Genomic DNA, 26,455 nt, shown 5'->3' on the forward strand with positions numbered 1-26,455 from the left:
ACAGTGCACGGACAGGATTGCAGGCTTTCAGGCCTGCGATTTTGTTTTATGGCAGCTGTGCGTGGGACGTCTTCTGACGTGCCGGTTTCCTTGATTCCCCGGTTTACCAACCTGCGCACAGCTGCCACCCATTCGCTTGGTAACGGATGCGGCAGCTCTTCGAATCAAGGGAGTTGAACAATGCATATCGATAGATCAAGAAAACGGCCTCATCTGCTCCGCAACTCTGTATCGCGGTCCCGCTGCATCTCAGTCAGTGGAGATAGCAAATGACCGAACAAGCAGAAGCAAAAACTATCGGCTACACCCCATTCCATTATTGCTCCGACCGTCCGCTGTTCCGCGTTAACGGCGGTGTTCCGTTAACTGAAGCGTTGCAACAAGCGTCAGATCTCTTGCATCTCGCTTACAGGCTTGCAGAGGACGCCACTTTCGAAAGGAAAACGGACCGCCATGCCTGGGCCGCTCATTATTTAATGGAGATGAGCAAAGCAGTGATTGATGATGTAGTGAAAGTCATGACGGTTAGACCTGAGGGATCAAAACACTCCAATAGCTAACGGACACGTCGAGACAGCAAGCATTAGATTCGCCGGAACGGGGAAAAGCGGGGTAGACCACGATTATGGGGCGGACCGATTACAGAAGCTCTAAGCGTGGTCTTTCCTCGGTTCCTTTCCCGGATTTCTCTCGTTATTCAAGCCTACTCCCGCCACCATTCGTCCCTGCCACGTAACATCCTGTTGCATCCCATGACACTATATCGCTACCATGGCGATCTGCCATTCAGGCTATGGCGCGCCCAGAGTGCACCTTGGATCAAGTTCAGTTGGGGTTATGGATGACGCAGGATTTCATGCTCTACGCGCTCAAAGAAGCGCTTCTAACCTCCGCAATGGTGGCTGCTCCGTTACTCCTGGCCATTCTGATCGTCGGCCTTGCGGTCAGCATTCTGCAAGTCGCGACCCAGATCCAGGAAATGACCCTGACCTTCATCCCAAAACTGATCGTGACAGTTGTCATGTTGCTGGTCTTTGGAGGCTGGATGCTGACGGTCCTCAAACAATTCGCACTCAGTGCATTAACTCAGGCCGCTAGCTTCTAGCAGCGTTTTTGGTGTGAGTTTGTGCTGACATCCTTCTTCCTCAATGCGCTTCTCGTGTCGGTCAGGTTGATTCCGCTCGTGGTGGTTTCGCCGATCCTATTTTTTTCGCGCATTCCGTTGACTGTCAGGTTGATCTTGGCACTGGCGCTGTCCGCCGTGTTGGTCGGCAGCATGACGCTCACCCAGGCCCCTGTATTCACGCTGCCCGTGGTGTTGGGCGAGTTGCTGCTGGGTGTGTTGATGGCCTTCGGTTTTCATGCCGCTCATGCCGGTGTCGATATGGCGGGTAAGTTGATCGACACTCAAATCGGTTTGAATGCGGCCGGGGTGTTTGATCCGGGCACTTCTAACATGACCGGCCTGATGGCCGAGCTGTTGGTCTGGTCGTTGGGTGCGCTGTTTGTCGTGCTCAATCTGCATCACGATTTGCTCAGGGTGTTCGCTCAGTTGCTGGTGGCGGTTCCGCCCGGCAGTGTGTCGCTGAGCACGCTGTCCGTGTCTTTGGCGACGGTCATGACGCAGCAGTTTTTGCTGGCGTTCATGATTGTCGTGCCGGTGATTCTCGGGCTGTGGCTGATCGATGTGGCGTTTGCGTTCTTGTCCCGTTCCATGCCCCAGGCCAATGTCTATTTCCTGTCCTTGCCCCTCAAGTTGGGCGTGGGCATGTTCATTTTTATCCTGACCTTGCCGATGATCGTGCAGCGTCTGCCGCTGCTGATTGAAAACGCCTTGCGGTTTGCCTTGTCACCGGCAGGTGTGCAATGAGCGATCAGCAGGACAAGAGCGAAGAGGCCACGCCCTACAAACTCGAAGAGGCGCGCAAGAAAGGGCAGGTGCCTCGCAGCCCCGATCTGTTGTCCTTCATCATGTTGTTGACCTTCCTGATGGTTTTTTCGGCCATCGCCTACCCGTTAGCAAGTGTCATTGCTGCTCACACCCATTGGTGGCTGGGCAATGCCGGGCAGTTGGGGCAGGGCTTTGGTTACCTGGGCGAGCAGGGCGGCTATAGCCTGCGACAAGTGGTGTACGGATTGTTGCCGTTGATTGGTGCGCTGGTGCTGATGGCGATCCTGACGAACCTGTTGTTCAGTGGCCCGGTGTTTTCAATGACGGCCTTGAAGCCCGATTTCAAACGACTCCATCCGATCCAGGGCCTCAAGAAACTCTTTTCGCGACGCATGTTCGTTGAGCTGATCAAGGTGCTGGTCAAGGGCGCGTTGTTTTCGTTGGTCTTGTATTACCTGTTCCAAAGCGTGCTGCCGCAGTTGTTGGGCATGGCGACGATCTCTCCCCTGGAGTTGCCGCAGGCCGGCAAACAATTGCTGATGCAGTTGGGGTTTACGGTATTGGCGGTGATGGCGGCCGCGGCGCTGTTTGATATCTGGTATTCGCGGCGTGAGTTCGGGCGGCAGATGCGTATGAGTCGCCGGGAAACGAAGGACGAACATCGCCGCCGCGAAGGTGACCCTGAAGTACGTGCCAAGCGCAAAGGTATCCAGCAGGCGCTGTTGAAGAAGGCCGCTGCGCTGGGGCAGGTCAAGGATGCCGACGTCATCATTACCAACCCGACTCATTACGCGGTGGCTTTGCAATACCGACCGTCCAGCATGCTCGCGCCCAAGGTGCTCGCCATGGGACGCGGCCTGCATGCCCGACGTATCTGCCATGTTGCCAGGAAACACCAGGTACCGATTTTGCGTCGTCCGCCCTTGGCGCGGGCGCTGCATGCCTTGGCACGGGTCGATTCGGCGATTCCGGATTCGACGCAGGCCGACGTGGCGCGGATTTATCGCTGGGTCATCGCACTGCCAGGCAATAAGGTGCTTTCGCCATGAAGCCACTCTTGTCACGCCTGCTTTCCGAGGGCAGCGATCTGCTGCTGGCTGTGGCGGTTATCGGCATTTTGCTGGTGTTGTTCACGCCGATCCCTACCTGGCTGTTGGATTTGCTGCTGCTGACCAACTTTGCTGTTGCGTTGATGGTGTTGCTGGTGACCTTCGACATTGATAAGCCGTTGAGCTTTTCGACCTTTCCGTCGCTCTTGCTGATGACCACGTTGTTTCGCCTGGCCCTGAATATCTCCGCGACGCGGCTGATCCTCACCGATGGTGATGCGGGGCTGGTCATCGCGGCCGTGGGCACCCACGTGGTGGGTGGCAACTATGTCATTGGTTTCGTGATTTTCCTGATCCTGGTGGTGGTGCAGTACGTGGTCGTCACCAGCGGCGCCCAACGGGTGGCCGAGGTCGCCGCTCGTTTTACCCTGGACTCGTTGCCGGGTAAGCAGATGAGCATCGACGCGGACCTGAACATGGGCATCATCGACCAGGAAGAAGCCAAGCGCCGACGCAGCCAGTTGGAGCGTGAGTCGAACTTCTACGGGGCTATGGACGGCGCGTCCAAGTTCGTCAAGGGCGATGCAATTGCCGGCATTGTGATCATTGCGATCAATATCATCGGCGGCCTCTCGGTGGGTATCCTACAAAAGGGCCAGAGTTGGGGCGATGCGCTGCATCACTATACGTTGCTGACGGTTGGCGACGGCATTGTGACGCAGATTCCGTCACTGATTATTGCCGTGGCGGCGGGCATCATCATCACCCGCGCCGCGACGGATGCGCGCCTGGGCCCTGAATTGGGGCGACAGGTCTCGGCTTATCCCAAGACCCTGGTGGTGGTGGCGCTGGTCACCCTGTTCCTGGCGATGATGCCAGGATTGCCCTTGATTCCGCTGATGATGCTGTTTTGCGCGTTTGCCGCGGCGGCGTGGTTTTCCTACCGCAAGTTGCGGGACAAGGCCAGCGTTGGTGAGGACTCCCAGAAGGACGTGCTGACAGGGCAAGACAGCGAGTCCGATGATGTCTACGCATTGATGAACACCGATGCGTTTGAACTGCGGTTGAGCGCTGACCTCGCGACTCACGTCCTGGCAGCCACCAGTACCTTGAGCCTGCGTATCGAAAACCTGCGCAAGCAGTTCGCCAAGGATTATGGCTTTGCCTTGCCATCGCTCAACGTGCATGCCGATAAGAAATTGGCCAGTGGCACTTACCAGGTTTGTGTACAGGGCGCGGTGATTGCGGCAGGCGAGTTGGAGTTCGATAAGTTACTGGCGATCAACCCCGGTGGCGCAACGCTGGTGCTCGAAGGGCGTGCCACCAAAGAGCCTACCTACGGGCTCAAGGCGCTCTGGATCGAGGTGGCGCAACGGGCCCAGGCGCGCACGGCGGGGTACACCCTGGTCGAGCCCGACACCGTGCTGTTGACCCATTTGTCCGAGCTGGCCCGCCGCTATGCGCCGGAGTTTCTGACCCGTGCCGAGACCGAGCGGTTGATCGAGAAGAAGCGCGTCGGCTTGGGCAGCCTGGTGGACGAACTGGTGCCCCAAGTCCTCAGTTACTCGGATATCCAGCGGGTGCTGCAACTGTTGCTGCGCGAGCAGGTGTCTATCCGCAACCTTGAGACCATTCTCGAAGTGCTGGTGGATGCGGGGCGTAGCAACAAGAGCGCCGAAGACCTCGTCGAACGGGTGCGCGAGCGCCTGGGCGCGGCATTGTATGAGCGGTTGGTCGACAAGAACGGCGAGCTCAACGTGTTGACGATCGCACCGCAATTGGAAGGCTACATGCTGGCGGCCTCGCGTCCTCGCGAAGGCTTGCAATCGGCGTTGTTGCCGGCCCAGGAACTGGAGCGATTTGTCACCACCGTCGCCCGGGAAGCCGAACGCCAGCTCAGTGGCAACAAGCAACCGGTGCTGTTGTGTGCGGCGCCATTGCGACGGGTCTTGCGGGCCTTCATGGCGCGAGCCGTGCCGCACATGGCGGTGCTCTCGGTCAATGAAGTGGGGCAGCACGCCCGCGTGACCTCGGCAGGCATGATTGACCTGCCCGGTTTCCCCAGCCTGGAGTCCCCATGAGCGATTTGATCATGCAACTGGCTGGGGTCATCCAGCGCGATGTCGATCACCTGAAAGCCGTGTCGCAGAACGTCGCCAATGCCAATACCGTTGGCTACAAGGCCGAGCGCACCTTCAATGTCATGGCGTCGAACGTGGCCGGGCCGGGCGTTGCAGGTGGGCTAGACGACATTCAGGCGCAGACCTGGATCAGCACCGACGGCGGTGCGTTGCAACACACCGGGCGGGCCACCGACCTGGCGCTGTCAGGGGATGCCTGGTTTGCGATAAAGACGCCGGGCGGTGTGTTGTTGAGTCGTGACGGGCGTTTCCAGGTCGACAAGGCCGGTTATCTGGTCAGCAAGGCGGGTTATCCGGTATTGGCCGATGACGGTCCGCTGCAAGTGGCGGATGGGGTGCTCAAGATCGACGCGAGCGGGGAAGTCAGTGTCGCTGATCGACCGGTAGGGCGCCTGAGTATTGTGCGCGTCGACAATCCGCAGCAGCTATTGGCCGTTGGGGATGGGTTATACGCGGCCAGTACCGGGATCACACCCGCCAAGAGCTTCGTGGTGCATCAGGGGCTATTGGAGCGCTCGAACGCCGCCATGGGCGCCGACATGGTGAAGATGATGGAAGTGTCGCGGCATGTCGAAACCATGCAGCGAGCGCTGTCGGCCTACGACGGCATGCTCAACAGCGGTATCAACCAAATTGGCAAGAACTGATCAAGGGATGTGCTTGTGATTGACTCATTAAGTATTGCCAGCTCCGGGCTGACCGCGAACCAGGCATGGATCGACAGTATTTCGAACAATGTGGCGAACATGCAGACCATTGGCTACAAGCGCAGCCAGGTGGACTTTCACGACATGGTTCGCGAGGTTGGGACACGCGATGATGGCGGTGGCATGACCGAGAGCTTGCTGACTGGCGCAGGTATCCAGGCTTCGCAGCCGAGTCAGGTCTTCAGCCCGGGCACTGTCCGCGAAAGTGGCAACGCGCTGGACTTGGCCATCCAGGGCGATGGGTTCTTTGAAGTCGCGTTGCCGACGGGCGAGCTGGCCTACACCCGCGCGGGACGTTTCCATCTCGACAGCGAAGGGCAACTGGCAATGCCGGACGGGCAGACGCTGACGGCCGACCTGCGCGTACCGCCGGACGCACGCAACTTGGTGATCAAGCAGAACGGGGAAGTCCAGGCGACTATTACCGAGACAGGAGAAATCATCAGCGTTGGACAGGTGCAATTGGCCAAGTTCGCCAGCGCCGAAGCGTTGACGAAGCTCAGCGACGGCCTCTATCGACCGACGCAGGCCAGTGGCGAAGCCATTTATGCCGAGCCGGGTCGAGACGGTCAGGGTGTGTTGTTGCAAGGCTACGTCGAGATGTCCAACGTTAACCTGATCGACGAGATGAGCGGGCTGGTGCTGGCCCAGCGCGCTTATCAGATGAACGCGCGATTGCTGCAAGCCAGCGATCAGATCCTGGAAACCATCAACAACCTGCGTCGTTGAACCTCATGAATATCCATTGGTTGGCCGGACTCGGGCTGTGGCTCGCCAGCGCGGGTTATGCCCAGGCGGCGTCCGATGCCGCTTGCGATTCGGCGGCAAATCAAGCCTTGAGCATGGCCACCCAACGTATCCAGGCGCAGTTGGCCACGCCTGAGGTTGAGCTGCAGCTCACGCCCATGGGCGAGCTGCCGGCCATGGCGCATCCACAGATCCGGCTGTTGAGCCAGGGCATTCGCAGCCGGGTGTCCGTTGCTTTGAGCGGCACGGTGTGCGGACATGAGCGGCCGAGCGTGGTGACGGTGTGGTTCAAGGTCCAAGCCTGGAAACAGGCGTGGGTCTATGGCCGCAACGGGCGAGCCGACCAGATGGTGGCCGATGCTCAGCCCCGGTTGGAGCGGGTGGACCTGGCAGCGGCGCAAATGTCGCCCGGTGATCTGCCCAATGACCTTGCAGGGCAATGGCTGACGCAATCGGTCAATGCCGGCATGCCGGTGCTCAAGCGTCATCTCAAGGCCGAGCCTTTGGTGTACCGCGACGCCCCGGTGACCGTGGTGGTCTATGGCCCGGGCCTGATGCTGCGCACCGAAGGCAAGGCACTGCGTCCGGGTGTGTTGGGAGAACGCGTACCGGTGATGTTGGACGGCGCCGAGTCGAGCCTGTTGGCGGTGGTTGCCGGTAAAGGAGAGGTTCATGTCGACCCGTAACGTTCGCAAGGCTGGGCTGGTGATGCTGTTGCTGCCGGGGATGGCTTGCGCGCAGAGCCTGATCAACCCCGATGGCTATCGCTCACTGACGGGAGACCGCCGTGGCTACCATTTGGGCGATACCCTGACGGTGCTGGTGGTGGAATCGACCACGGCGCAAAGTGCGGCCGGCACCGGGGCCGAGAGCAATACCGATATTTCCGCGCGCACCGGCCTGGACAGCAATACGCATCAAGCGAACCTGGGCTTGAGAGGCGATACCAACGGCACGGGCCAGACCAACCGCAGCGGACAGATTCGTACCAACGTTTCGGTACGGATCATTGAACAACTGCCCGAGGGTTTGTTGCGCGTCAGCGGCGAGCAACGGGTGACGGTCAACGATGAAAAACAACAAGTGCGTATCACCGGTCTCGTTCGACCCGATGACATCGCCTACAACAACACGGTGCTTTCCTATCGCCTGGCAGACGCACAAATCGACATCGTCGGTGACGGTGTGGTGACCGATGCGCAGAAGCAGAACATCGTTTTCCGGGTGCTCAAGTGGCTGCGAATCTTATGAAAATGATTGCTCGACTGCTCTCGGGCCTGCTGCTCGCCCTTTGGCTGCAGCCGACGCTGGCTGATGTCCGGATCAAGGAACTGACGCGCATTCAAGGCGTGCGGGACTATTCCATCATCGGTTATGGGCTGGTGGTGGGCCTGGCCGGCACCGGCGATACCGACCGTAATCGGGCCACTCGCCAGTCATTGGTCAATACCCTGAAGAACTTCAACGTGAATGTCGCTGATGGAGACCTCAATACCCGCAACACGGCGGCGGTGATGGTCACCGGCAACCTGCGTTCGTTCAGCGAGTCCGGGGACAAGCTGGACGTCGAGGTCTCTTCCCTGGGCGATGCACGCAGTCTGCTGGGGGGCACCTTGTTGATGACCCCCCTGTATGGCCCGGATGAAAAGCTCTATGCCCTGGCCCAAGGGCCGATGTCGGTGGGCGGATATGTCTTCGAGGCCAACGAAAATTCCGTGCAGAAGAACCATCCGACCGTCGGGCGTATACCCCGCGGCGCCAGTGTCGAACGTTCGGCCTTTTCGGAAAACGATGAGGTTTCGAAAAAACTGGTGCTGATTCTCAACGAGCCGGACTACACCACCGCGCAACGTATTGCCGATGCCTTGAGTCGCGAGTTGGGTGTGGCCGGTGTGCGTGTCGTGCATGCCGCTAAAGTGGAAGTGCCCGTGTCAGCGGGCATGACCGTGCCGCGGTTGATTTCGCGGGTACAGAACGTTTCAGTCGCACCGGATTATGCCGCCCGGGTGGTGGTCAACGAACGCACCGGCACAGTGGTCGCGGGCGCCAATGTCCGATTGGGCGAGGTGAGCATTTCCCAGGGTTCGCTGAGTGTCGTGATCAGCACCAAGTTCCAGGTGTCGCAGCCCTCGTGGGTCGCCCGCACCGGGCCGAGTGTCGGTACCGTGGTCGTGCCTGACACCGAGCTGACGGTGAATGAAGAAGAACACGGCCCGGTGAAATTGGCCGAAGGCGCGACGGTGGGAGATCTGGTGAAAGCCCTCAATCAGGTTCGATTGAGCACGCGAGAAGTCATCACCGTGTTGCAAGCCATCAAACAGGCGGGCGCTCTGCACGCTGAACTCATCGTTCAATAAGGAAGATTGATGTCAACCGATATGAATCTTGCAATAGAGACCGTGCGCTTCGCCATGAGCCTGGAGCAATTGCGGGCGAAAGTCGCGGCTCACAACATCGCCATGGCCAACGTTCCGGGGGGTAAGGCCATGCGCCTCAACGGCTACGAGCCGATGGCCGCCTTGCGCGGTTTACACAACGACCCTGAGTTGTTCGCCCAATCGTTGCGTTCGCTGCAGGACAGCGAACTCACACCGTATTTGCAAAGCTATACGCCGGGCGCGCCATTGGCACTGGATGGTGAAGTGGCGCAGATGTCCGCCGCGAGCGGTCGCTACCAAGCCTTGGCAGACGGTGTATCACGCCAGTTCGCATTGATGCAGCTGGCTATCCGGGGAGGTCGCTGAAGATGCCTTTGGACAACATCAGCGAGATCGTTCGCGGGAGCATGGCTTATGAGCGTTCGCGGGCAGAAGTCGCCAGCTACAACCTGGCGATCGCCAACGTGGCAATAGGACCGGGCGAACGCTCACCGTTGCTCAGCGTATCGCCTCCGACCAGCTTTGCCGGCCAACTGGGGTTGCAGCAGCCCCGCGTTCACGCTCAAGCACGTAGCGACAGCCGCTTGGTCCATGAACCGAGCCATCCCATGGCTGACCAGAATGGGATGGTGCATTACCCCAACATCGAAGCCGCCAGGGAGATGGCGACCTTGGTATCGGCTACCCGTGCCTATGAAGCCAATATCCGCTCCTACAACAGCTTGCGTGAAATGACGCTCAAAGCCTTTGAAATTGGAAAGTGACATGACCGCCGCCATTGCGCCTATCGCATTGACCCCCGACCTTACACCGGCCGCTGCCTTGGCGGACGGACCGATGGGGCCTCAGGGCACCGACTTTGTCGAATTGCTGAAATCGGGTGCCACCCAACTGAATGCACAAACCGGCCAGGCCAGCGAGATGCTGTCGGCTTATGCGCTGGGCGACAACATTGCGCCTCACGATCTGGTCATGGCCATGGAGCAAGCGAAGCTGTCGCTGCAATTGGCCGTGGAGGTGCGCAACCGTCTGGTAGATGCCTACCAGGAACTCACGCGGTTGCAGATCTAAGCCATGGAGAATCAACCGGTGTCCTCGTTCCTGGCGGGTCGTACTCGCGTCTTTCTGATGGGTGCCTTGCTGATTGTCGGCCTGTTGGCCGTGTCGGCGTGGTGGGTGATCCGACCGCAATACGTGGCGTTGTACAGAAACGCCGACGAGGCGTCCCAGGCCCAGATCCTGGCTACATTGAGCCAACGGCATGTGCCCTATCGGATCAATACGCAGCAGGGTGCGATTGAAGTCCTGGCCGATCATGCGGCCTCTGCCCGTATGTATCTGGCTGAGGCGGGTATCCCGACCCGTGGCGGCACGGGGTTCGAGTTGTTCGACAAGGCCGACTACGGTATGTCGGAGTTCAGCCAGAAAATCAACTACCAACGGGCCATGGAAGGGGAACTGGCGCGCACGATCATGAGCATGTCCGAAGTCGAATATGCCCGTGTGCACCTGACGTTCAAGAAAACCAGCCTCTACCAACAGGCGGAAGAACCACCCAAGGCATCGGTGATCGTGCGTCTGCGTTCGGCGGGGACGTTGATGCCGCAGCGAGTCAGGGGTATTCAGCAACTGGTGTCGTCAGCGGTGGAGGGCATGACGCTTGAGCGCGTATCGGTGCTCAACGAAGACGGGCAGGTACTCAGTGCTTCCGATGGCGCAGCGGCGGCGCCGGAGCATCTGCAGTTGACGGCCCAGGTCGAGCAGGCGCTCAAACTGAAGGCCGAAGAATTGCTGGCGCGCCCGCTCGGTCATCGTGGCGTCGATGTGTCTGTGCGGGTGCTGATGAACTTTGACCGTGTCAAATCCATCAGCGAGCAACCGCTGACGAACAAAATGCGTCGTGAAAAACGCACGGAGTCCACCGAGAACTCCAGTGGCGAGTCCACGAGCAAGCGTTCCCAGAACAACCGGGAAATCGATTACGAAGTGGGTAAGGCGCGTGCTGAAACCGAGCATGCGGCTGGCAAAATCGAGCGCATTACCGTTGGTGTGGTGCTCAGCACACCGGTGTCGGACGCTCAAATGAAAGATATCCAGGCGTTGCTTGAAGCGGCGCTGGGGCTGGATCTCAAGCGGGGCGATCGCTTGGTAATGGTGTACATCCCCGATATGCCCGTGCCAGAAACAACGCCGGTAGCTGAGCCCTCGGTGCAGCCGGTGCCGGTGAGCAGCGCGCAGTTGCCTGCCCCCGTCGATGCTGAGCTGTCGTTGCCATGGGCGCGCTGGTTGGGTATCGGCTCGATGGCTGCCTTGGCGATCGCTCTGTTGCTGCTTTGGGTAAAAGGACGACGCAAGTCTGTTTCGGTCCCTGCCACGGTGCCGCGATTGACATCAGTCGAGCGCGAGCAATTGCTGGTGGACCTGCGCCGCTGGCTATTGGAGGGGCGTTAAGGTCATGGAATTCTCAGCGCTTCGTAAAGCGGCTATTCGCCTTGCCTGTTCTCATGCCGAAGACCGTGAGTGGATTCTGGCGCGGCTGGAACCTGAGGAGCGGCGCCAGGTTGAGGTGCTATTGGAAGAAATCAATCTTCTGGGATTGAGCAACGATCCTTCCGTTGTCGCGGCCTTGATGAGCGAGTTGGCAGTAGCGCCATCGGCAGCCCGCACGACGCTTGACACTGCACCTATCAAGGCCAGGCTTTCGAAAGCGACACATCCGTTTTGGAGCGCGTTGGTCCTTCAGTTGGAGACATCCACTGCACGCCGTGAAGTGTTGGGTGGCCTGGCCAACAGCAGTGAGATTCGTCGATGGGATGGCAAATTTGCCAAGCAGATCCTGCCTCCGGCACTGATGAATAGTTTGAAGACCCGGATGGATGCCCAGGAGGCAGGCGATGAGCACGCCTAAGCCGCCCCTGTCGTCGACGGTGTTGCGTCAACCTTCCCAGAACCTGGGGACTCGACGCCTGCCAACCCTTGGCGCCAATGTCCAGACGAACACCTCGCCCAATGAAGAGCGTCAACCGGATGTGAAGCAGGCGTTGCGCGAGACCTTCGCGCTGGAGCTCGCGGAAATAGAGCGAGAGAGTCTCGAGAGGGGGTTATTGGAAGGCAGCAAGCAGGCCCGTACGCAACTGAGCGCGGCCCTGGCGCATCAGGAGCAGCAGTGGCTGAAGAAGGAGGCGTCCTTGCGTACCGCGCTCGAAACGGAACGCCTTCAACTCGCACGCTTGATTGAAGCCTTGGGGGCGCAACGGAAACAGTTGATGGTAGCCATGGAGCCCTCGGTAGGACGGCTCGCGCTGGCGGTGGTAACACGCCTTTTAGACCTGCATGCCGAAACGCGTCCGTTAATCGCCGACCTGGCGAGGCGGGCCATCGAAGAATATCAACTGGTCGGTCCACTGCGGATTCGTGTTGCCCGTGGCGATTACGAAACGTTGCTTCGGCTGGCGCCGGATGACGCACTATTGGCGTCGTTTCAGGTCGATCCGCAGGCCTCTCCAGGTAGCTGCCTGATCGACTTCGGCGGCGGTCAATTGGATGTCAGTATGCAAACGCAACTGGCGAATGTCGCAGCCGTGTTGAACGGGGGAGATGGCCGTGTGGCAGGGGCTTGAGCATCGACTGTTGACGCAGCTTACCCAGGCCCGACTCTGTCGGCGGATGGGCCGTTTGAGTTCGATTCAGGGCATGGTGCTGCACGCCACCGGCCTGGATGTCCGGCTGGGTGAGTTGGTCGACATCCACCCGGCTCGTGGTGGCGAAGCCATCGCGGCTGAGGTGGTCGGCTTGCGCAGTGAATCTACCCTGTTGATGCCTTATGGCCCGGTGGATGGTTTATGCCTGGCTAGCGAAGTCCATGCCCGTGGAACCCCTTACACGGTTCCCGTGGGGGCCAGTCTGTTGGGACGTGTCCTGGATGCGACCTGCAACCCCCTGGATGATTTGCCGGCCCCTGAAGGGCTGACGCGGATGCCGCGATTCGTGGCGCCGATCAATCCTTTGCACCGTTCGCCGATCGACACCACGCTGCTCACCGGAGTGAAAGCCGTCGATGTCTTCACACCGCTTGGGCGCGGCCAGCGGATGGGTATTTTTGCCGGCAGTGGCGTGGGCAAAAGCACCTTGCTGGGCATGATGAGCAAATATGCAGAAGCCGATGTGATCGTGATCGCCTTGATCGGCGAGCGTGGTCGCGAGGTAGGGGATTTCATTCGCGACAGCCTGGGGCCGGAGGGTTTGAAAAAGGCTGTGGTGATCGCTGCGGCGGCCGAGCAACCGGCGGTTCTGCGACGCCAGGCAGCCTACACGGCGACGACAATCGCCGAATGGTTCCGGGCCCAAGGCAAGCATGTGCTGCTGATCATGGACTCGATCACCCGTTTTGCCCTGGCCCAGCGTGAAATCGGACTCTCGACGGGCGAACCCATGGGGAGCCGAGGCTATACACCTTCGGTATTTGCCCTGTTACCGCCGCTGATGGAGCGCGCTGGGGCGTTGTATGGGCAAGGCTCCATTACGGGGGTCTATACGGTACTGGTCGAGGGTGACGACATGAATGAGCCCGTGGCTGACCATATGCGTGCCATTCTCGACGGGCATATTGTCTTGAGTCGCAGTGTGGCGGCCCGTGGGCATTGGCCGGCCATCGATGTGTTGCACAGCATCAGTCGATTGGTGGGCACCCTGCATACCCAAGAGCGCAAAACCCAAGTCGAGCGCCTGCGGTCAGCCCTTGGCAATTATCAGAACAGCGTGGACCTGATCGAACTGGGCGCCTATGAAAAGGGCTCACAGCCGCTGCTGGACACCATGATCGACTTGAAGCCCGAGTTCGATGCGTTGTTGCAGCAAACCCCGCAAGAACATTTCTCCGCATCAAGCACCTGGCAAACGGTTCATCAGTTGTTCCAGCGGCTGGGCAAGGGGGTGAACGATGCAAGATGAGTGGCGCAAGTCGCGGCAATTGAATGCGGCCTCTCGTTTGCGTGCCATGCAGCGGGAAAGGGCGCAGCTCGCCTACAACCGCAGTCTCCGTGAGTTGGCCCAAGCCGAGCATCGGTTGAGGGTGGAGCAGGTACGCTACGACAGCGTCCAGGCGCACCATGAAGCGTCGGGATGCATTGGCGCCACGCTCGATCCCTCCCAGCACGAACAACGCCTATTGGCGCAGACAGCCGCTTTTCAGCGACTTGAAGCCGCGCATCAGCCCGTCATCGAGGCGCGAAGCCTGTCGCATTCGGCCATGTCACAGCTGCTCAAGTGCAAAGTGAACGAAGACCTGATCGACAAGGCCAAGGATCGACTGCAGGTGCTGCTGGATAAAGCGGCGCGCGAATACGAAGCCATCGACATTTTTGATGCACAGCAAGCTCAGGGGATGGGACATGGCCGTTAAAGTAGGGGCATCGTTGTGGACCATGGCGGCGGATCAGCAACGTCCTCCCGCTCGTGACACACAGGCCAAGGACTTCGAGCGAAAAATAGGCCTGCATGATCAATCACCCGCCTCAAACGAGAGCACAGGTCAGCAGCGCAACCCTCAGGTGATGTCAGAACAGCGACTGGTGCACTCCGCCATTGCTGACGCGGATCTGGCGCGGGTTGTGCAATTGCGTTCCATCGGCGCGTCAACGTCCATGACTGCCGAGGCGCTTGAGCTGTATGCGCTGGGTGCGCACGCCGGGCATCACCTGTCTTATCTGCCCGATACATTCCTGGCGGAGCCGGGAGTGCACAGCGTTGCTTCAATCGACACTGAGCAAGCCTATTCAGCCCCTTCCAGCGCTTTGTCGACGACCTCGGCGATTTCCTCCACGCCCGGTGCTGTCCTGGCACAAGGCTCCGATAGACCCCGGATCGAGCCCGTTACCATCGAGCAGCAGGGCACAGAGGACTCCACCGGTCAGCCGCTATTGAGCTATTTGAATGGGAAATGGCCGGATCGACATTTTCAGTTCCTGCCTCGAGGTAAAGGTCTTGAGTTGTTGGTACGTGACTACCGGCTCACCGCGCAAGAACGCGATGAGCTGATAGAAGAGCTCGCTCGCCGGGCCTCATCGATGTCTGAACGCCCGCAGCAGATCTGGCTCAACGGTCAGCAGGTCTGGCGCGCATCGCCTCTTTCGAACGATTACACAGGTGAATACGATGGCCGTTGAAGCGATCGGTAATGAGCTGAGTTCCACCACGTCGGAGTTGGCCCAGAGCCGTCTGGGGCAGGAAGATTTCATCAAGTTGTTTTTGACGGAGTTGACGTTTCAGGATCCGCTGGAGCCGATCAACAATCGTGAGTTCCTGGCGCAGATGGCTCAGTTCGCCAACCTCGAGCAAACCCGGATCACCAACGAAAACACCGACAACCTGGTGTCCATGAATGCCACTTCGCAGTCCCTGGGCCTGCTGGGGCGCCAAGTTGAAGTCAGCATCACCACGGGGGGAACGGCGATTGGCTCAGTGACGGCGATTGCGTTTTCATCGACCGGGCCGGTGCTGTCCGTCAAACGAACCGACGGTACGGTCCTCACTGACGTGCGGCTGTCACAAATCAAACTGGTCAGGCAGGGGGCGTAATGCTGCAAGCTTTCTTTAATGGAATGAGTGGCCTGTTTTCCTTCGCCAAGGGCTTGGATAACGTCTCCAACAACGTGTCGAACATGAACACGCCAGGCTACAGGGGCAGCGATACTTTTTTTCGCGCCGTCAACGGACAGGATGGCCAGAGTTTTGGTTCAGGCATCGCCGGTACCCAAGTCCGTATCAAGCCGGGTGAGAACCGCCAGACAGGCAATAACACCAACGTGGCGATCAATGGCGCCGGCTATTTCGTTCTTCGCGATGAGCAGGGAGCGCTGTCATACACCCGCGCCGGGCAATTCGAGGTGGATAAGGACGGCTATCTGGTCGATACCATCAGCCAGCAGCGCATTGCGGGTATCGACTCGTCCGGGAATCTGCGCGATATCAATATCCAGGGGCAGCGCACCTTGCCGCCGCAGGCGACCACCCGAGTCGAGATGGTGGGGGCCTTGGCTCGTACCGGTACTACGGAGGCGACCCATCAGATCAACGCTATCCAGGTGTTCGACTCGACCGGTGCGAGCCATACCCTGAGCGTAAAGTTCGAACCGAAAACGACGCCCGCCAATAGCTGGAGTGTCACGGTTTCCGACGCGAGCGGCGTTCAGTTGCAGACCGGCACCATCGCCTTCGGTATCGATGGCAGCCCCGCTACCGGTTTCAACACGTTGTCGGTCCCGTTGACGGTTAATGGCAAGATCCAGAGCATCGTGCTGGATTTCGGAACACCGGGTAGCTTCAACTTGGCCTCCCAGGTCGCCAGCGGACCGAGCCATACACTGGGTGCGCGTGTGGTCGACGGTAGCGCAGTCGCCGGCCTGAATAGCTTCGCATTCGATGAGAAGGGCATCCTTAAATTCACCTACGCCAACGGCGAGAAACGTGATGGCAGCCAATTGGCGCTGGCGGATTTCGCGGATGAAAGTGCCTTGATCGCGGGCGCCAATTCGCTCTACCACGCACCTTCTTCCATGAAGGCCGAGTTCGGCCGCGCGGGGGAGAAGCAGTTTGGGCGTGTCCAGGGTGGTTACCTGGAATTGTCCAATGTCGATCTGGCCCAGGAGTTTGGAGACATTCTGATTATCCAGCGCGGGTATCAGGCCAGCTCAAGGGTGATGACGGTCTCCAATGAAATGCTGGAGCAGTTGTACAACGGAACGAGAGGGGGCTGACCAATGAGGATGTTGGGTTTTGTCGGCACGACTCGTCTGCGCATGGCCTGCGAGCGATTACCGGCCGTGGCCAGGCACTGGTTTGAGCAGTGGTGCATGCCGGATGCACACCACACCTGCGAAGTGAGCTGTTCGGCCCTGGATGATTCAAGTGAGTGGGCATCGACACTGGCTTGGCAGAGCGCCAAATCCGTCAATGGCTCAATCAGCCTGGCAGGTGATGGGGCTTCGATGATCTTTGGTCCTTTCATGCATGACGCGCCCGAGGACGAAACCGCGAGCCATCTGGTACGCGAAGCACAATTGGCGCTGATCAATGATGTGCTTGAGGTCCTCGGGCAAAGCGGCGTCTCCCATTTAACCGCCGAGTCACCCCGGCCGTCCTGGGGTTTACTCAGTGCCCAGGTATTGCTGCAACTGCGCGTCGGTCAATCGACGCTGCATTTGTCGCTGGATGCGGCATTGTTCAATGCTGCGCTTGAGAAGCCCGTTGCGCGCACGTCGTTGATTGAGCGTAAGCACGCCTTGGGTAACGCTCGGGTGAAGTTGTCGGTGCATATCCCCTTGGCAAGCCTCTCCATCGGCGAGATGCAGGACTTGCGTCCTGGGGACACCTTACGGGCCAGTGCATTGCTGGCCGATCCGGTCTCGCTACAGCTGGCCGAAGGCCCAGCGATCGCGAGTGGCTACTTGGCTAAGCAGCAAGGTCAAGTCGCCGTGCAGTTGATTTCCCATGAATGAATCAGGAGTGTTGGTGTGACGGCAACGGTAGATGCGATTGAGCTGGAAGAAGCCCGGATGGCGGCCAACGACGGGCAGTCACCGCTGATCAAGCGAGACATGAATTTGATCAAGCATGTGGTCGTGGAATTGGTGGTGCAGCTCGGTCACGCCTCCATGAGCGTGGATGAGTTGTTCGCGCTGAAGGCTGGCGACGTGGTCAAGCTGTTGGAGCAGGTCCATGAACCGGCGTCGCTGTGCCTGGACGGTAAACCGGTTGCCCGGGGCAATCTGGTGGCAGTCGATGACAACTTTGGCATTCAGTTGACGGAAATACTGTGACGTCTGAAACCGTAGCCCAACCGCTTGGATTAGCGTTACGGCAGGATGATCCGCTGTCGTTTGTGTTGATGATCAAAGTGATGCTGATTACGGCTGTTTTATTGGCCGTGGTCTACGGCGTGATGCGTTGGTATGCGCGACGTCAAGTGGGCACCGGCAAACCTTTAGCGGATCTGACCGAGTTGCATTGTGTACGCGCTGTGCGATTGTCAACCAAGACCAAGGTGTATCTGCTCAAGACCGAAACGTCTGAGGTCCTGGTCACTGAATCTTCAAATGGAGCGACCGTGACCCTCTTGCCAGAACAACCCTCATCCTCTGCGTTGGATGTCTGCCCTTGAAGTATTCGATATGACTCGCCGCTTGCTGTTCCTGGTGCTCAGCGGCTTTGCTCCCTTGGCGGCAGCCGCGGATGACTTTTCTGAATGGGGAAGTTTGCACATCAATCAGATTCAATCGCCGGTCAGCGTTGTGGCCTTGTTGACGGCGCTGTCGTTCCTGCCGTTTTTGGTCATTTCCCTGACCACGTTCACGCGCAACATTGTGGTGTTGTCGTTGACCAGGCAGGCATTGGGGTTGCAGCAGACGCCGCCGAATATCGTGTTGATCGTACTGTCGATGTTCTTGACGTTGTTTGCCATGGCTCCAACCTTGGAAAAAGCCTATGACGCAGGCATCAAGCCATTCCTGGCGAACAAAGTAGGGCTTGACGGTGCCGCGTTGCAAGGTTGGGTGCCGATCCGCGATTTCATGATCAGGCAGACCCATGAAGAGGATTTGCGACTGATTTATGAATTGGCCAAGGATCCGCTGCCACAAGCACCGGAAGGGCTGTCCTCGGTGAAGCTGGTGCCGGCATTCATGTTGAGCGAGCTGAAACTGGCTTTTCAGATCGGCTTCATGATCTTCCTGCCGTTCTTGATCATCGACTTGGTGGTGGCGTCAATCCTGATGTCGCTGGGGATGATCATGGTGCCCCCCATCACGATTTCTTTGCCATTGAAGATCATGCTGTTTCTGTTGATCGACGGTTGGGGCCTGATTGCCCAGACGTTGATGCGCAATCTCGGCTAGGGCAAAGGTGCAGCCTTCCATGGTGACGGATGAGCCCAGCAATGAAGGCGATGACGAGCAGGCGTTGTGGCGCGACTGGCTGGACAGCAAAACAGAGGCGGCCAGGAGTCGGTTGTTCTTTTTTTATGGCCAGTGGCTTCGGATGATTGCCGGGCTTTTGTATTCTCGCTACCCGCATCCGTTGGCTGAGTGGGGGGATTATGTGAACCTGGCCTCGATTGGTCTTCTGCAGGCCATTGACCGGTTTAATCCGGGGTTGGGCACGCGTTTCCAGTCCTATGCCGAACCTTATGTGAGAGGTAGCGTTCTCAAGGGCTTGTCCTGTTACGTAAGTGATCGACGGCGCTATTACCGAGAGCGGTTGGAGAGTCTTTCCGGCATGCAAGAGGAGGGGCGAGCGGAGTCCGATCTGGAGCAGGTGGCGAACGTCGCTATTGGCTTGGCGTTCGGGCTGTTTTTGGAATCTGGGATCGTTGATCCGGAACCCAAGGACAATAACCCCCTAAGCCTCTACGAAGTTGAGCGTGAGAGCGACACGCTGGAGGCGTGCGTGAAGCTTCTTTCGGCGAACGAACAGCGGGTTATCCAAGCTCACTATCACCAGCATTTAAGTTTTACCGAGATCAGTGAACTCATGGGTGTTTCGAAGTCACGCGTTTCCCAATTGCACGCCCAGGCGTTGAAAAATATTCGGATAAGCCATGCAAGATTAATGGCCGGGGATAGTTGGTAGCATCGGTGGGGTGAAGTAGGAGGGGCGGGCAAAGTCGCAGCAGATGCCGTTGGATCGGCGAAACCTAAGAAAACACTATAAAAAAAGTAAGACAATTGACTCAGCAGCACTGCACGCAAATCAGGCGCACTTGGATTCCACGACGGTTTGCAAACCCAGACTTGGTCGCTGTGTTGTATTGCGTAGCAGGCGAGGCAATGAAGCCGTTGGGCAAGGCAGAGCCTTGAACCTCCTGCCTTTGCTGATCGGCGCATTGGCTTTTTTCATGGTCATCGGGCCGCGTGTGTCAGGCGAATTCGATGTTGACGGTCATGACGCTTTCGCGAGCAAGCCCGCTCCCACAGTAGCCACAGTGATCACAGAACCCCTGCAGTCAGCTCGCACGCCGCTCGTTCGTTGACATTCGGCCTTCCTCGACCATCATTAAATGCCTCCAGAGTCATCACTTCTCCAGAGGCACGAACATGGCGCAAACGGACATTCTCATTGTGGGAGCCGGTCCTACGGGATTGGTCCTGGCTTTGTGGCTCACCCGGCAGGGGCTTGCTGTCAGGATTGTCGACAAGAGCAGCGGGCCGGGGGAAACCTCGCGTGCCATGGCCGTCCAGGCCCGCACACTTGAGCTGTATCGCCAGCTCGGCATGGCCGATGCGGTTATCGGAGCGGGGTACAAGACCCCGGCCATGAACATGTGGGCCCGGGGCAAACGCAAGGCGCGGATTCCTCTGGTGGAGGCTGGCGGGGATGTATCGCCTTATCCTTTTGTCCTCATATACCCCCAGGATCGTCATGAGCGGTTGTTGGTCGAACAGCTTCAGTCCCTGGGCCTCGAAGTCGAGCGGCAGACCGAACTGCTGTCCTTCGAGGACCGTGGCGACTACGTTATCGCGCGCTTGAAACACGCCGATGGCCGCGAAGAAGTGCTGACGACTGCTTTCCTCGCAGGCTGCGATGGCGCGCGTTCGCTCGTGCGTCATCAGGTGGGAAGCGGCTTCGAGGGCGGCACCTATAAGCAGCTGTTCTATGTGGCGGACGTGTCTGCCAGCGGTTTCGAGCCTGCGGATGAGGCCCATATCGCTTTTGATAAATCCGAATTCGTGTTGGCGTTTTTCTATGGCGAAACTGGCCAATATCGCCTGATCGGTACGGTTCGCGACGAGCGCGCGGAACGTCCAGAGACGCTGACGTTCGAGGACGTTGGCCATGACGCGATCAACGGTCTGAACATCAGGATCAATGGCGTGAATTGGTTTTCCACCTACCGGGTCCATCATCGCGTCACGGATCAGTTCCGCTGGGGCAGGGCGTTTTTGCTGGGAGACGCTGCGCACGTCCACAGCCCGGCCGGTGGACAAGGCATGAACACAGGCATCCTCGACGCGATCAATCTGGCTTGGAAACTGGCGGCGGTCGTGAAGGGACAGGCACCAGACGCGTTACTCGACAGCTATCAGGCCGAACGCCAGGCGTTTGCGCAAAAGCTTGTGGAAACGACAGACCGGCTGTTCACCTTTGCAACCGCCCAAGGCAATTTTGCCGACTTCGTGCGCACGCGCATCGCACCGCTTTTTGCGAGTGTTGCCTACAAAAGCGAGAACGTGCGTGAGTACCTGTTCCGGATGGTGTCCCAAACCACCTTGAATTATCACGAGAGCCCGTTGAGTGCCGGCAAGGCCGGTGACGTACTGGGCGGTGACCGTTTGCCCTGGGTACCGGTGCCGGGCGCCGATAACTACGAACCGCTCGCCTCCATCGGCTGGCAGGTGCACGTCTACGGCGAGGCCCGGGCGGACCTGAAAGCCTGGAGCCGCCAGCAGCGGATCCCTCTGCACACGTTCACCTGGCAGGATGAGCATCATAAAGCCGGGCTGTGTCGGGACGCCGCCTATCTGCTGCGTCCCGACACCTACGTCGCCCTGGCGGATCCCCAAGCGTCTGCGGCAACGTTGAGCCGGTACTTCAGCGACCGGGGCCTGACGCTGCCGGCTTGAGCGCGTCAGGTGTGGCGATTGGCCCTTAGCCCAGATCCGCAGCCTCATGCCGCTCCGGCACCTGGCTCGCTTCGTCACCCCACGTGCGGTTGACCCGCTGCCCGCGCAGGACGGCCGGTCGTTTGGCAATCGCCTCTGCCCAGCGCTGCACATGGGTGTATTCGTGAGCACTCAGGAACTCGGCGGCGCCGTACACGTTGTTGCGCACCAGTTGGCCATACCAGGGCCAGACCGCGATGTCGGCAATGGTGTAGTCATCGCCTCCCAGGTATTGGCTTTCGCCGAGGCGGCGATCCAGTACGTCGAGTTGACGCTTGACCTCCATGGTGAAGCGATTGATCGGGTATTCGAGTTTCTCCGGCGCATACGCATAGAAATGCCCGAAGCCGCCACCCAGATACGGGGCAGAGCCCATCTGCCAGAACAGCCAGTTCAGTGTTTCGGTGCGGCCCGCCGGATCGGTGGGCAGGAAGGCGCCGAATTTTTCCGCCAGGTACAGCAGGATCGAGCCGGATTCGAAGACCCGAATGGCGGGTTCCACGCTGCGGTCCAGCAGGGCCGGGATCTTGGAGTTGGGGTTGACCTCGACAAAACCGCTGGAGAACTGGTCACCTTCGTTGATGCGGATCAGCCAGGCGTCGTATTCCGCACCCGTATGACCCAACGCCAGCAGTTCCTCCAGCAGGATGGTCACCTTCACGCCATTGGGCGTGGCCAGGGAATACAGCTGCAAAGGGTGTTTGCCAATCGGCAAGGTTTTTTCGTGAGTCGGCCCGGCGATAGGGCGGTTGATGCTGGCGAACTGGCCGCCAGACGGGGCGTCGTTTTTCCAGACCTTGGGCGGAACGTAGGACGCTTGGCTCATCGGGACATACCTCATCGTTTGCTTGTGATGTGATCCCCCAGAGTCTACCGCTGTTCGTTCATGATCCGCGCTACTTCACCGGAAGCCTTGAGCTGCTCGAAAGCGCGCTGGGCCTTGGCGACGACTTCGTCAGGTGTGCTCAGGCTGAACGCCAGGTGGACCCTGTGGGGTTGCTCGTCGAGGGTATAGACCTCTTGCAGGGAAGTGAAATCCACTTGGGCATCCTTGCTCATCAGGCGCGCGGTGTTCTCCGGCATCGGCAGCAGTTGGATCTGGTGATTCAGCAGCTTTTGAAAGTTGTCGTGGTTGTTGGCCGAGATGACCAGCCGGGTAAACCCACGCTGTTGCAGGTAAATCTGCTTGGCGTCATTTCGCACCACACCGATGCTGTACTGCTTGGCATCCTCGAGGTTGTTGACGGCGATGCCTTTACTGTCGCGCATCTTGTAGAGCCGGCTCGCCACCCGATGTATTTCACCGACCCATTTGAATAGCTGCTCGCGGGCCGGGGTGCGGTCCAGCGGGAAAATCAACACGTTAGGCTCGTGCAGCGCCTTTTCGTAGGCCCGGGCCCACGGGTACAGCGACAGGCTGTAGTCGGTGAGCTGCGCGTTTTTCAGCGTTTGTTCGGCGATGCGAATGCCCGGTCCGACGACCTTGTCGTCACGCTGGTAGGCATAGAGGGAATCTTCGGTCACGACTTCGATCGCCTCGGCGTGGCTTTGCAGGCTGATCGAGGTGAGTAGCAGGCACGAGCAGAGCATTAGGCGATAGTGCATATACAGACCTCATGGCACGTGATGGTTCACAGGGCGATGCAATCGCGCCCTTTATGTTTGGCCCGGTACAGCGCCTGGTCGGCGCGTTGCAGCAGTTGATCGAAATGGTCCATGGTCTCCGGGTCCAGCTCGGCGACGCCGATGCTTACGGTGACAAACGGCGATACCTTGGAGCCGCTGTGGGGCAGTTCACGTTCCGCCAGGCTTGCACGCAAACGTTGGGCGGCCTCGCAGGCCTGGGCGGCGTCGATGTTGGGCAGGACCACGACGAACTCTTCGCCACCCACGCGCGCAGTCAGTTCGCCAGAGCGGCCGAACACGCTGCGCAGGGTCTCGGCGATCTCTTTCAAGCACAAGTCGCCCTGCATGTGGCCGTAGGTGTCGTTGTAGATCTTGAAGAAATCGACATCGCACATGAGCACCGCCAGCGGGGTCTTGTGGCGGATCGCCCGGCGAAACTCGATCTCCTTCAACTCGTCGAAATAGCGACGGTTGGCCAGCCCCGTCAAATCATCGTGACGTGACAGTGCTTCGAGGGCCTGGTTGGCCGCCTTCAATTCTGCGGTGCGGGCCTCGACCAGTTCGGCCATTTGGTCGCGGCTGGCGGCAAGCGCCAGTTCGTCCGAATGTTGGCGCTCCAAATGGGCGCGCAGGTTGTCCTGGAGGGTATTCACCTGGCATTCGAGCAGGCTCAGCTCGTCTTGGCGCCGCACCGCCCGTTGCAGCTTGAGGTGACGCTTGAGGGTTTGCGGCGCCAGTTCGCCCAGGTGCCGGGCGATGTGCACCACATGCACGGTCACCAGGCGGTTGAACACGGTCATGATCAACCCGGCCAGCAGCAGGGACTGGATGAGTTGAGTGATGACGATGCTGCGTGCTTCGCCCCAGAGGCGCTCCCACAGCAGGTTATTGTCGCCTTCGATGGTCAGCTCGCCGACCTTTTCATGGGCCCCGGCGTAGGGCTGCGCGATGAGTTGGCGATGCAGCACCGGCACCACGCCCGATTGAGCGACGGGGTATCGATTGAGTTCGATGACTTCAGGCGCTTGCCCGGGGCGCAGGATGTTCAGCACCAGGCGTCCCACGGGTGCTGCCATGGCGACGCTGGCGATTTGCTGGTCGAGGGATTCACGGTCCAGTTCCCAAATGGCATGGGCCAGGGTGTTCTGGAACACTTGGTCGATCAGGGCCAGCTCCGAATTCATTTCCGCCAGGTTGTTTTCCCAGGCCATCCAGGTACGCCAGGTGACCATCACCAGGGTAAAAAGCAGGCAGAACAACAGCGTTGCCAGTACCAGGCGGCGTCCCAGGGAGCTGAACGCCTTGGTCTGTGGTTGTGAGGAGGCCGTACGAAAATTGGCATCCATGTCATAACCATTTGCGCAGGATGGCATCGTAGACGCCATTGCGTCGGATGGTCTCCAGGCCCGCACGGAATTTCGCCACCGTATCGGCAGGCGTATTGCGGCTGAACGCCATGCTCAAGCCGTCGGCGCTGCTTAGCTCGGGCAGCGCCAGCGAACGGATCAGCAACTTGTCCGGGTCTTCGCCATTCTGGCGCGTCAGGTACAGCGCGTTGAGCTCATTGGAAATCCACAGCTCCACGTGATCGACCTTGAGCTTGCGGTAGTTGTGTTCGTACTTGGTGCTCGACTGCAGTTCTTCGCCGATGCGAAAACCCTTCGATACCAGGTATTGCTCACCCACGTCCTGATTGACAGTGGCGATCTGGTGCCCATGGGCATCGGCCAGCGAGTCGAGTTTCACCGGCCGGTCCGCCAGCGAGTAGATGTACCACTGCGTCGGGCCGATGCTGCCGACCCACTGGAAAAGCGATTCGCGTGCAGGCGTGCGGACGATCGAGTAGATCAACACGTTGCTTTCATTGAGCGCCAGTTCGTAGGCCCGGGCCCACGGCATGGAATGGATAGGCGCGTCCATGCCGACCTCCTTGAGCACGGCTTGGACCACCTCGGTGCTCATGCCGGTCATTCGGCCGTTCTGCGTCATGTTGTAGGGCGGTAGTTCCTCGGTCACGATGCGCAGCGGCGCCTCTGCCGCACAAACACTTGCAGTGAGGAACATCAGGACGCCCCACACTAGCAGGCGATTCAGCGGCAAACCCATTGATCATTACCCTATGCAACTGGCAGAGCCCGGAGGTCTGGGAGCTATTATTGATAGGGTTATCGGCTGGGCTGGCGCCTGCTTGAATCCGGTCTGTCGAAACCGCCAGCCCAGCCGAAGGATCAACCGTTCAACAACGTCATTGTGTGCGCCTGGTATCGGTCGCCCGCCACGGCACCTTCGCCTGCGAAAATCCCATCCAGCCGGGCCAATTCACCAGCGCTCAACACCACCGAAGCCGCTGCCACGTTGCTTTCCAGGTACTTGCGTTGCTTGGTGCCCGGGATCGGGATCGGGATGACATGGTCACCCTGGGCCAATACCCAGGCCAAGGCCAATTGCGCAGCGCTGATGCCCTTGTCCAAGGCCAATGCCTTGACCTGCTCTACCAGCACCAGGTTGCGATTGAAGTTGTCGGCCTGGAAACGTGGGTTGAAGCGGCGATAGTCATCGGCGGCGAAATCCTCCGGTGATTTCAGCTCGCCGGTCAAAAAGCCCCGGCCCAAGGGACTGTAGGCGACGAATGCAATGCCCAGGCGTCGGCACGTATCGAGCACGCCATTGTGTTCGGGGTCACGGGACCACAGCGAGTATTCGCTTTGTACCGCTGCCAGGGGATGCACGGCGTGGGCGCGCTGGATGGTCTCGGCACTGGCTTCGGAGATCCCGATGTGGCGGACCTTGCCGGCCTTGACCAGCTCGGCCATGGCGCCGATGGTTTCTTCGACGGGCACTTCAGGATCGATGCGGTGCTGGTAGTAGAGGTCGAGGTAATCGGTATCGAGACGCTTGAGGCTGCCATCGACAGATTGCCGGACGTAGTCGGGGCGACCATTGACGCCGCGGGCATGGGGATCGCTGCTGCGCACCAGGCCGAACTTGCTCGCCAGGTACAGGTTTTCACGCTTGCCACGCAGGGCCCGTCCGAGCAGTTCTTCGTTGGTATGCGGCCCGTACATGTCGGCGGTGTCGAACAGCGTCACGCCCAACTCCACGGCGCGGTGCAGCGTGGCAATCGCTTCGCGCTCGTCCACGCCCGTGGTGTAGAAATCCGACATGCCCATGCAGCCCAGGCCGATGGAGGAAACGTGAGGGCCGTGATGGCCGAGTTGGCGAGTCTTCATGTTGATAGCTCCTGGAAATGAACGACCTGTGCA

Annotated in this window: 33 protein-coding genes; 27 read left to right on the forward strand and 6 right to left on the reverse strand. The window is 59.3% G+C overall.

Annotated features, from left to right (window positions below):
* The first annotated feature begins 269 nt into the window (after positions 1–269).
* Both BLT00_RS02825 and BLT00_RS02830 read left to right on the forward strand, forming a co-directional pair.
* Positions 270–560: a DUF3077 domain-containing protein gene (locus tag BLT00_RS02825; RefSeq protein ID WP_072339003.1), complete on the forward strand. Its 291-nt coding sequence runs from the start codon at positions 270–272 to the stop codon at positions 558–560.
* Between the two features lie 254 nt (positions 561–814).
* Positions 815–1,105 (forward strand): flagellar biosynthetic protein FliQ, encoded by a 291-nt coding sequence (locus BLT00_RS02830; protein ID WP_256572540.1) that lies wholly within the window; start codon positions 815–817, stop codon positions 1,103–1,105.
* Here the strand turns inward: BLT00_RS02830 and BLT00_RS32035 are convergent.
* Positions 1,102–1,278: a hypothetical protein gene (locus BLT00_RS32035; protein ID WP_256572750.1), complete on the reverse strand. Its 177-nt coding sequence runs from the start codon at positions 1,276–1,278 to the stop codon at positions 1,102–1,104. The genes BLT00_RS02830 and BLT00_RS32035 overlap by 4 nt on opposite strands.
* Here BLT00_RS32035 and BLT00_RS02835 point away from each other — a divergent pair.
* The 25 genes from BLT00_RS02835 to BLT00_RS02955 all read left to right on the forward strand — a co-directional run bounded on the left by BLT00_RS02835 (position 1,199) and on the right by BLT00_RS02955 (position 21,527).
* On the forward strand, positions 1,199–1,870 hold the full coding sequence (locus BLT00_RS02835; protein WP_256572748.1) for a flagellar biosynthetic protein FliR: 672 nt from the start codon (positions 1,199–1,201) through the stop codon (positions 1,868–1,870). The two genes, BLT00_RS32035 and BLT00_RS02835, sit on opposite strands and share 80 nt — an antisense overlap.
* A complete protein-coding gene (locus tag BLT00_RS02840; protein ID WP_092141993.1) occupies positions 1,867–2,940 on the forward strand; it encodes an EscU/YscU/HrcU family type III secretion system export apparatus switch protein in 1,074 nt (357 codons plus the stop codon). Before BLT00_RS02835 ends, BLT00_RS02840 begins: the two co-directional genes overlap by 4 nt.
* On the forward strand, positions 2,937–5,021 hold the full coding sequence (locus BLT00_RS02845) for a flagellar biosynthesis protein FlhA (RefSeq protein ID WP_072338998.1): 2,085 nt from the start codon (positions 2,937–2,939) through the stop codon (positions 5,019–5,021). Before BLT00_RS02840 ends, BLT00_RS02845 begins: the two co-directional genes overlap by 4 nt.
* Positions 5,018–5,728 (forward strand): flagellar hook-basal body protein, encoded by a 711-nt coding sequence (locus BLT00_RS02850; RefSeq protein WP_072338996.1) that lies wholly within the window; start codon positions 5,018–5,020, stop codon positions 5,726–5,728. The genes BLT00_RS02845 and BLT00_RS02850 overlap by 4 nt, the downstream gene beginning before the upstream one ends.
* Positions 5,729–5,743: 15 nt before the next feature.
* Complete coding sequence (locus BLT00_RS02855; protein WP_069970903.1) at positions 5,744–6,517, forward strand: flagellar hook-basal body protein; 774 nt, start codon at positions 5,744–5,746, stop codon at positions 6,515–6,517.
* 5 nt (positions 6,518–6,522) lie between these two features.
* Complete coding sequence (gene flgA / locus BLT00_RS02860; protein WP_092141990.1) at positions 6,523–7,221, forward strand: flagellar basal body P-ring formation chaperone FlgA; 699 nt, start codon at positions 6,523–6,525, stop codon at positions 7,219–7,221.
* Positions 7,208–7,786, forward strand: a complete 579-nt coding sequence (locus BLT00_RS02865; RefSeq protein WP_083569069.1) for a flagellar basal body L-ring protein FlgH — start codon at positions 7,208–7,210, stop codon at positions 7,784–7,786. The genes flgA and BLT00_RS02865 overlap by 14 nt, the downstream gene beginning before the upstream one ends.
* The gene (locus tag BLT00_RS02870) at positions 7,783–8,892 is read left to right on the forward strand and encodes a flagellar basal body P-ring protein FlgI (protein WP_072338992.1); all 1,110 of its coding nucleotides are present in this window, start codon (positions 7,783–7,785) and stop codon (positions 8,890–8,892) included. Before BLT00_RS02865 ends, BLT00_RS02870 begins: the two co-directional genes overlap by 4 nt.
* Before the next feature lie 9 nt (positions 8,893–8,901).
* Positions 8,902–9,279, forward strand: coding sequence for a flagellar biosynthesis protein FlgB (locus BLT00_RS02875; protein ID WP_072338989.1), 378 nt, complete (start codon positions 8,902–8,904; stop codon positions 9,277–9,279).
* A gap of 2 nt (positions 9,280–9,281) precedes the next feature.
* Positions 9,282–9,677, forward strand: a complete 396-nt coding sequence (locus BLT00_RS02880; protein WP_013693091.1) for a flagellar basal body rod protein FlgC — start codon at positions 9,282–9,284, stop codon at positions 9,675–9,677.
* A gap of 1 nt (position 9,678) precedes the next feature.
* Positions 9,679–9,984, forward strand: coding sequence for a flagellar hook-basal body complex protein FliE (gene fliE, locus BLT00_RS02885; protein ID WP_072338987.1), 306 nt, complete (start codon positions 9,679–9,681; stop codon positions 9,982–9,984).
* Between the two features lie 3 nt (positions 9,985–9,987).
* Entirely contained in the window at positions 9,988–11,364 is a 1,377-nt protein-coding gene (fliF, locus tag BLT00_RS02890; RefSeq protein WP_092141987.1) for a flagellar basal-body MS-ring/collar protein FliF, read from the forward strand.
* A 4-nt stretch (positions 11,365–11,368) separates the two neighbouring features.
* Positions 11,369–11,821: a hypothetical protein gene (locus BLT00_RS02895; protein WP_072338983.1), complete on the forward strand. Its 453-nt coding sequence runs from the start codon at positions 11,369–11,371 to the stop codon at positions 11,819–11,821.
* On the forward strand, positions 11,808–12,533 hold the full coding sequence (locus BLT00_RS02900) for a FliH/SctL family protein (RefSeq protein ID WP_092141984.1): 726 nt from the start codon (positions 11,808–11,810) through the stop codon (positions 12,531–12,533). Before BLT00_RS02895 ends, BLT00_RS02900 begins: the two co-directional genes overlap by 14 nt.
* On the forward strand, positions 12,511–13,863 hold the full coding sequence (locus BLT00_RS02905) for a FliI/YscN family ATPase (RefSeq protein ID WP_092141981.1): 1,353 nt from the start codon (positions 12,511–12,513) through the stop codon (positions 13,861–13,863). The genes BLT00_RS02900 and BLT00_RS02905 overlap by 23 nt, the downstream gene beginning before the upstream one ends.
* Positions 13,853–14,314 (forward strand): hypothetical protein, encoded by a 462-nt coding sequence (locus BLT00_RS02910; protein ID WP_092141978.1) that lies wholly within the window; start codon positions 13,853–13,855, stop codon positions 14,312–14,314. Before BLT00_RS02905 ends, BLT00_RS02910 begins: the two co-directional genes overlap by 11 nt.
* Positions 14,304–15,077, forward strand: a complete 774-nt coding sequence (locus BLT00_RS02915) for a hypothetical protein (protein WP_256572539.1) — start codon at positions 14,304–14,306, stop codon at positions 15,075–15,077. Before BLT00_RS02910 ends, BLT00_RS02915 begins: the two co-directional genes overlap by 11 nt.
* Positions 15,067–15,489, forward strand: coding sequence for a flagellar hook assembly protein FlgD (locus BLT00_RS02920; protein WP_013693099.1), 423 nt, complete (start codon positions 15,067–15,069; stop codon positions 15,487–15,489). The genes BLT00_RS02915 and BLT00_RS02920 overlap by 11 nt, the downstream gene beginning before the upstream one ends.
* Complete coding sequence (gene flgF, locus BLT00_RS02925; RefSeq protein ID WP_072338976.1) at positions 15,489–16,667, forward strand: flagellar basal-body rod protein FlgF; 1,179 nt, start codon at positions 15,489–15,491, stop codon at positions 16,665–16,667. The genes BLT00_RS02920 and flgF overlap by 1 nt, the downstream gene beginning before the upstream one ends.
* A 3-nt stretch (positions 16,668–16,670) precedes the next feature.
* Entirely contained in the window at positions 16,671–17,408 is a 738-nt protein-coding gene (locus BLT00_RS02930) for a FliM/FliN family flagellar motor switch protein (protein WP_256572743.1), read from the forward strand.
* 15 nt (positions 17,409–17,423) lie between these two features.
* On the forward strand, positions 17,424–17,729 hold the full coding sequence (locus tag BLT00_RS02935) for a FliM/FliN family flagellar motor switch protein (RefSeq protein WP_072338974.1): 306 nt from the start codon (positions 17,424–17,426) through the stop codon (positions 17,727–17,729).
* Entirely contained in the window at positions 17,726–18,070 is a 345-nt protein-coding gene (locus BLT00_RS02940) for a hypothetical protein (RefSeq protein WP_092141972.1), read from the forward strand. Before BLT00_RS02935 ends, BLT00_RS02940 begins: the two co-directional genes overlap by 4 nt.
* Positions 18,071–18,080: 10 nt before the next feature.
* Positions 18,081–18,803: a flagellar type III secretion system pore protein FliP gene (gene fliP / locus BLT00_RS02945; RefSeq protein WP_175456199.1), complete on the forward strand. Its 723-nt coding sequence runs from the start codon at positions 18,081–18,083 to the stop codon at positions 18,801–18,803.
* Positions 18,804–18,822: 19 nt separating this feature from the next.
* Positions 18,823–19,536, forward strand: a complete 714-nt coding sequence (locus BLT00_RS02950) for a sigma-70 family RNA polymerase sigma factor (RefSeq protein WP_092141966.1) — start codon at positions 18,823–18,825, stop codon at positions 19,534–19,536.
* 464 nt (positions 19,537–20,000) lie between these two features.
* Positions 20,001–21,527, forward strand: coding sequence for an FAD-dependent monooxygenase (locus BLT00_RS02955; RefSeq protein WP_092141963.1), 1,527 nt, complete (start codon positions 20,001–20,003; stop codon positions 21,525–21,527).
* Positions 21,528–21,552: 25 nt separating this feature from the next.
* On the opposite strand, the gene yghU is transcribed toward BLT00_RS02955, so the two are convergent.
* The 5 genes from yghU to BLT00_RS02980 all read right to left on the reverse strand — a co-directional run bounded on the left by yghU (position 21,553) and on the right by BLT00_RS02980 (position 26,422).
* Positions 21,553–22,392, reverse strand: coding sequence for a glutathione-dependent disulfide-bond oxidoreductase (yghU, locus tag BLT00_RS02960; protein WP_092141960.1), 840 nt, complete (start codon positions 22,390–22,392; stop codon positions 21,553–21,555).
* A 44-nt stretch (positions 22,393–22,436) separates the two neighbouring features.
* Positions 22,437–23,171 carry a substrate-binding periplasmic protein gene (locus tag BLT00_RS02965; RefSeq protein WP_092141957.1) on the reverse strand — a complete coding sequence of 245 codons (735 nt, stop codon included), beginning with the start codon at positions 23,169–23,171 and terminating at the stop codon, positions 22,437–22,439.
* Between the two features lie 26 nt (positions 23,172–23,197).
* Positions 23,198–24,538, reverse strand: a complete 1,341-nt coding sequence (locus tag BLT00_RS02970; RefSeq protein WP_092141954.1) for a diguanylate cyclase — start codon at positions 24,536–24,538, stop codon at positions 23,198–23,200.
* 1 nt (position 24,539) lies between these two features.
* A complete protein-coding gene (locus BLT00_RS02975; RefSeq protein ID WP_092141951.1) occupies positions 24,540–25,298 on the reverse strand; it encodes a substrate-binding periplasmic protein in 759 nt (252 codons plus the stop codon).
* A 122-nt stretch (positions 25,299–25,420) separates the two neighbouring features.
* Complete coding sequence (locus BLT00_RS02980; protein ID WP_092141948.1) at positions 25,421–26,422, reverse strand: aldo/keto reductase; 1,002 nt, start codon at positions 26,420–26,422, stop codon at positions 25,421–25,423.
* Between the last annotated feature and the right edge of the window lie 33 nt (positions 26,423–26,455).

Source organism: Pseudomonas sp. NFACC51, assembly GCF_900103575.1.
Classification (GTDB): domain Bacteria; phylum Pseudomonadota; class Gammaproteobacteria; order Pseudomonadales; family Pseudomonadaceae; genus Aquipseudomonas; species Aquipseudomonas fluorescens_Q.

Excerpts from the sequence above, each read along its gene's own strand:
- BLT00_RS02975 (WP_092141951.1), bottom strand. The coding sequence starts at position 25,298 with ATGGGTTTGCCGCTGAATCGCCTGCTAGTGTGGGGCGTCCTGATGTTC.
- flgF (WP_072338976.1), top strand. The coding sequence starts at position 15,489 with ATGCTGCAAGCTTTCTTTAATGGAATGAGTGGCCTGTTTTCCTTCGCC.
- flgA (WP_092141990.1), top strand. The coding sequence starts at position 6,523 with ATGAATATCCATTGGTTGGCCGGACTCGGGCTGTGGCTCGCCAGCGCG.
- BLT00_RS02915 (WP_256572539.1), top strand. The coding sequence starts at position 14,304 with ATGGCCGTTAAAGTAGGGGCATCGTTGTGGACCATGGCGGCGGATCAG.
- fliE (WP_072338987.1), top strand. The coding sequence starts at position 9,679 with ATGACCGCCGCCATTGCGCCTATCGCATTGACCCCCGACCTTACACCG.
- BLT00_RS02845 (WP_072338998.1), top strand. The coding sequence starts at position 2,937 with ATGAAGCCACTCTTGTCACGCCTGCTTTCCGAGGGCAGCGATCTGCTG.
- BLT00_RS02930 (WP_256572743.1), top strand. The coding sequence starts at position 16,671 with ATGAGGATGTTGGGTTTTGTCGGCACGACTCGTCTGCGCATGGCCTGC.
- fliP (WP_175456199.1), top strand. The coding sequence starts at position 18,081 with ATGACTCGCCGCTTGCTGTTCCTGGTGCTCAGCGGCTTTGCTCCCTTG.
- BLT00_RS02880 (WP_013693091.1), top strand. The coding sequence starts at position 9,282 with ATGCCTTTGGACAACATCAGCGAGATCGTTCGCGGGAGCATGGCTTAT.
- BLT00_RS02865 (WP_083569069.1), top strand. The coding sequence starts at position 7,208 with ATGTCGACCCGTAACGTTCGCAAGGCTGGGCTGGTGATGCTGTTGCTG.
- BLT00_RS02965 (WP_092141957.1), bottom strand. The coding sequence starts at position 23,171 with ATGCACTATCGCCTAATGCTCTGCTCGTGCCTGCTACTCACCTCGATC.
- BLT00_RS02905 (WP_092141981.1), top strand. The coding sequence starts at position 12,511 with ATGGCCGTGTGGCAGGGGCTTGAGCATCGACTGTTGACGCAGCTTACC.
- BLT00_RS02870 (WP_072338992.1), top strand. The coding sequence starts at position 7,783 with ATGAAAATGATTGCTCGACTGCTCTCGGGCCTGCTGCTCGCCCTTTGG.
- BLT00_RS02955 (WP_092141963.1), top strand. The coding sequence starts at position 20,001 with ATGGCGCAAACGGACATTCTCATTGTGGGAGCCGGTCCTACGGGATTG.
- BLT00_RS02920 (WP_013693099.1), top strand. The coding sequence starts at position 15,067 with ATGGCCGTTGAAGCGATCGGTAATGAGCTGAGTTCCACCACGTCGGAG.
- BLT00_RS02900 (WP_092141984.1), top strand. The coding sequence starts at position 11,808 with ATGAGCACGCCTAAGCCGCCCCTGTCGTCGACGGTGTTGCGTCAACCT.
- yghU (WP_092141960.1), bottom strand. The coding sequence starts at position 22,392 with ATGAGCCAAGCGTCCTACGTTCCGCCCAAGGTCTGGAAAAACGACGCC.
- fliF (WP_092141987.1), top strand. The coding sequence starts at position 9,988 with ATGGAGAATCAACCGGTGTCCTCGTTCCTGGCGGGTCGTACTCGCGTC.
- BLT00_RS02910 (WP_092141978.1), top strand. The coding sequence starts at position 13,853 with ATGCAAGATGAGTGGCGCAAGTCGCGGCAATTGAATGCGGCCTCTCGT.
- BLT00_RS02950 (WP_092141966.1), top strand. The coding sequence starts at position 18,823 with ATGGTGACGGATGAGCCCAGCAATGAAGGCGATGACGAGCAGGCGTTG.
- BLT00_RS02850 (WP_072338996.1), top strand. The coding sequence starts at position 5,018 with ATGAGCGATTTGATCATGCAACTGGCTGGGGTCATCCAGCGCGATGTC.
- BLT00_RS02825 (WP_072339003.1), top strand. The coding sequence starts at position 270 with ATGACCGAACAAGCAGAAGCAAAAACTATCGGCTACACCCCATTCCAT.
- BLT00_RS02840 (WP_092141993.1), top strand. The coding sequence starts at position 1,867 with ATGAGCGATCAGCAGGACAAGAGCGAAGAGGCCACGCCCTACAAACTC.
- BLT00_RS32035 (WP_256572750.1), bottom strand. The coding sequence starts at position 1,278 with ATGCTGCCGACCAACACGGCGGACAGCGCCAGTGCCAAGATCAACCTG.
- BLT00_RS02895 (WP_072338983.1), top strand. The coding sequence starts at position 11,369 with ATGGAATTCTCAGCGCTTCGTAAAGCGGCTATTCGCCTTGCCTGTTCT.
- BLT00_RS02875 (WP_072338989.1), top strand. The coding sequence starts at position 8,902 with ATGTCAACCGATATGAATCTTGCAATAGAGACCGTGCGCTTCGCCATG.
- BLT00_RS02970 (WP_092141954.1), bottom strand. The coding sequence starts at position 24,538 with ATGGATGCCAATTTTCGTACGGCCTCCTCACAACCACAGACCAAGGCG.
- BLT00_RS02980 (WP_092141948.1), bottom strand. The coding sequence starts at position 26,422 with ATGAAGACTCGCCAACTCGGCCATCACGGCCCTCACGTTTCCTCCATC.